Here is a 3,516-nt window from a genome sequence, read left to right as displayed (position 1 = left end):
GGCGTCTCAACGAGCGTCCGCGTAAGACGCTAAACTTTGACACACCCGCCCAGCGGTTCCATCAATCTGTTGCATCGACCGGTTGAATCCGCAGCCGCTTACCGCCATTCCGCTCTCTATACAGTCAAAAAGTTATCAAACTTCTTGCTGTACCTGCAATCGAGGCAGGATCATAGTGCATTGAAATGGGGTTCGTCAGGTGCCCAACGCAATTGAAGCATGCCGAAATGCGGCTCGAACGAGGAACCCGTTGTGATCGTCGTGGAATTCACGGGTCGGGCATGTGTCCGACCGAGAGGTAGTTCAACAGTCAGCGAACGAAGCGACCACCAATCCAGCCGACCGCGCGCGGCGTTCTGCGCGCGGCCGTCACGCACTTGCGTCTTCATGTCGAACACCATGACTCACCGCCAGTCCGAACTGCTGCTGAATCGCCTCGAAGCGCTGAGCTCGGGCCCGACGCGGCAGCATCTGCCCGACGGCCTGCGCGGCATCGAAAAGGAAAGCCTGCGCGTGACGCGCGACGGGATGATCGCGTTCACGCCGCATCCGCGCGCGCTCGGTTCGGCGCTCACGCATCCGTCGCTGACGACCGACTATTCCGATGCGCTGATCGAACTGATCACGCCGGCCGAAAGCGACGCTGCGATCACGCTCGAACGTCTCGACGATCTGCATCGCTACGTGTATGCATCGCTCGGCGACGAGATGCTGTGGAACGACTCGATGCCCGGCCTGCTGCCGGCCGACGACCAGATTCCGATCGCCAACTACGGCACGTCGAACATCGGCCGCCTGAAGACGGTGTACCGGCGCGGCCTCGCGTATCGCTACGGCCGCACGATGCAGTGCATCGCCGGCATCCATTACAACTACTCGCTGCACGAGGAAGTGTGGCGGCGCCTGCACGCGGAAGAAGGCTCGACGGCCACGCTCGTCGATTCCCAGTCGGAGCGCTATCTTGCGCAGATCCGCAACTTCCGCCGCCGCAGCTGGCTGCTGATGTACCTGTTCGGCGCGTCGCCCGCGCTCGATACGAAGTTCCTGCGCGGCAAGCCGCACAAGCTCGACACGTTCGACGCCGATACGCTGTACCTGCCGCATGCGACGAGCCTGCGGATGAGCGATCTCGGCTACTCGAACACGACCGCGCAGGCTGCGCTGCACGTCGACTACAACACGCTGCCCGGCTATCTCGACGCGCTGTCGAAGGCCGTGAGCGAGCCGTATCCGGCCTACGAGGCGATCGGCACGCATCGCGACGGCGAGTGGATCCAGATCAACACGAACGTGCTGCAGATCGAGAACGAGTTCTACTCGACGATCCGGCCGAAGCGCGTCACGTATTCGGGCGAGCGGCTGCTGCATGCGCTCGCGGCGCGTGGCGTGCAGTACATCGAGGTGCGCTGTTTCGACATCGATCCGTTCGAGCCGACCGGCATCGCACTGGAAACCGCGCGCTTCATCGACGCTTTCCTGCTCGCGTGCGCGCTCGACGAGAGCCCGGTGCTCGACTGCCCCGCGTACCAGGAAGCGAGCGCGAACTTCGGCAGCGTGACGATGGAAGGGCGCAAGCCGGGGCTCACCCTGCAACGCGACGGCCAGCCGGTCACGCTGCAGGCTTGGGCGGACGCGCTGATGGCCGATATCGAAACCGTCGGCCGCCGGCTCGACGAGATCCGCGGCGGCGACGAGCACGTGCGCGCGATCGCCGCGCAACGCGAGAAGCTCGCCGATCCGGAGCGCACGCCGTCCGCGCGCGTGCTGCGCACGATGCGCGAACGCGGTCAGTCGTTCCTCGGGTTCGCGCTGGCGCAGAGCGAAGCGCATGCCGCGCATTTCCGCGCGCGTCCGCCGTCGGCGGATACGCTGCGCGCCGAGCAGGCCCTTGCTGCGAAATCGCTGGCCGAGCAGGCCGAGCTCGAAGCGAAGGAGGCCGGATCGTTCGACGCGTTCGTCGCGGCCTATCGCGCCTATACGTTGAACCGTTTCAGCGAATGACTGAGGCCGGCCGGAAAAGATGGAAGCCCAACATTTTATAAAATCGAGGAGCGGTGGCATGGATGAATAGAGGTGGTCTCGCTCGTCTGTTCGGACAGTTTCTGATAAGCGCCTCGCGACGGCCGTCGCACCACGATGCCCGCGTGAGGCATGATCAGGCATCGGACTAGTTGGTTGTCACTGGCTGGCAATCAATCAGTCGACGCCGACAGGTCAGCTTGCCGATGCAGCTTCCTGGCCACGTTCCAGGGCAGCAGTTCGTCGATGCGGTTAGCCGGATGGTCAGCGATATGGGTCAGGACGTATTCGAGGTAGACACGTGGGTTGACCCCTTTGAGCTTGCACGTCCCGATCAGCAGTGCGTGGCCAGTCCAGGCAGATAGGCAACGAGTACAACAGCTCGCAGCGTCGCCGTTCCGATCTTTGCATGGCGGGCAGGGGGCCTAGTCGTCGCGCATTTGGCAGTGAGTCGACATCCGCCCAATCGAGGTGACAGCGGTTTTCATGGCGCAGCGCAGGGCGACGCGTTGTTCGCTATCAAGCCGTTTCAACTCAGGGCCGTAGTAGATGCGAGCAGCGGCCAGTAGCTCGTTGCCGTGTTGGAGCGTCGGGACGTGACGGTGGCCGAGGCGCTGGACCATGAGGTCCAGTTCATATATGAGCGTCTGTAAAACCTCGGGTTCACGGTGCTGATCGAGCATTCGGTGCAGTCTTGCGACACTTGCCTGGATGAATGCGGAAGTTTTCATTAGTCGTACTTATGTAAAATTGGCAGCATTGGACGTCATCAAGGTCATGCACGCGTGAGTGGAGCCGGGCGAAGTCCGGCCCGGCGGCACGCGGGGGGGGGGGGCGTGATCATGTATCACGCGCTCGATGGCACCTTACTCGCGTACTTCGATCTCCATTCCGGCCCCGGCCAGCGCCACCTTCTCTGTGAACGCCGCAGAGTGCGTCCGTCGGATTCTCTTCGTCATTTCCTCGGTTCATTTGCCAGCATTATCGCTGGCTCCGGCCCCGACCAAACCACTTAGTCGATTGTCCGAATTTGCGCCGCCACCTCGCTGTCCATGCGAACTTTCAATCCGGTGGCAAGGCGAACGCAAATTCTAGCAAATAGATTTTCGATGAAAGTCAAGAATTTTCTGTGTGACTCGGGCGAGGGTTTGTTGTATAACGCCGCGCTACAACTTTGCATGCGTGATCAGTGCGTTCGCACGCACGAGTTATTGTCGAATCTTGTGTACGCGGCGTAGGGAGGGGGCGAGAGAAGGCAGTGGCGATTGAGGAGAATGTTGCGTTCGACGGTAATACTTTCCCAATCGAATTCCGCCACTATGGCGAAACGTATTGACCGCCGGCGGAATTTTGTAGCCAGTCAGGCAGGGGGATGCGGCTATTTTCTTGGACTGATTTACATTGTTAACCCAAGGCTTTCACGGTACTCGATGGGGCTGAGATAGCCGAGGGAGCCCTTGATCCGTTTTTCGTTATACCAGCGGATATAGGCATCCA

General features: G+C 61.2%; 3 protein-coding genes and 1 pseudogene. 1 reads left to right on the top strand and 3 read right to left on the bottom strand.

Features of this window, described 5'->3' with window-relative positions:
* Positions 1–387: 387 nt before the first annotated feature.
* The gene (gshA, locus tag HWX39_RS35680) at positions 388–2,001 is read left to right on the top strand and encodes a glutamate--cysteine ligase (protein WP_175972140.1); all 1,614 of its coding nucleotides are present in this window, start codon (positions 388–390) and stop codon (positions 1,999–2,001) included.
* A gap of 191 nt (positions 2,002–2,192) precedes the next feature.
* On the opposite strand, the pseudogene HWX39_RS35675 reads toward gshA, so the two are convergent.
* From HWX39_RS35675 to HWX39_RS35665, 3 genes and pseudogenes are all read right to left on the bottom strand, one after another.
* Positions 2,193–2,357: pseudogene (locus tag HWX39_RS35675) on the bottom strand (transposase domain-containing protein); the annotation flags it as partial.
* 87 nt (positions 2,358–2,444) lie between these two features.
* Positions 2,445–2,750, bottom strand: a complete 306-nt coding sequence (locus HWX39_RS35670; RefSeq protein WP_175972139.1) for a hypothetical protein — start codon at positions 2,748–2,750, stop codon at positions 2,445–2,447.
* 665 nt (positions 2,751–3,415) lie between these two features.
* On the bottom strand, positions 3,416–3,516 hold a 101-nt coding region (locus HWX39_RS35665), incomplete at its 5' end, for an IS3 family transposase (protein WP_175972138.1).

Origin of the sequence: Burkholderia sp. BCC0322, from assembly GCF_902833045.1 — a bacterium.
Taxonomy (GTDB): domain Bacteria; phylum Pseudomonadota; class Gammaproteobacteria; order Burkholderiales; family Burkholderiaceae; genus Burkholderia.
Note: the sequence above shows the minus strand (reverse complement) of the source record. Positions and strands in the feature narration are given on the sequence as shown.

Bases quoted from the DNA above. Each gene is read 5' to 3' on its own strand.
- HWX39_RS35670 (WP_175972139.1), bottom strand. From the start codon at position 2,750: ATGAAAACTTCCGCATTCATCCAGGCAAGTGTCGCAAGACTGCACCGA.
- gshA (WP_175972140.1), top strand. From the start codon at position 388: ATGTCGAACACCATGACTCACCGCCAGTCCGAACTGCTGCTGAATCGC.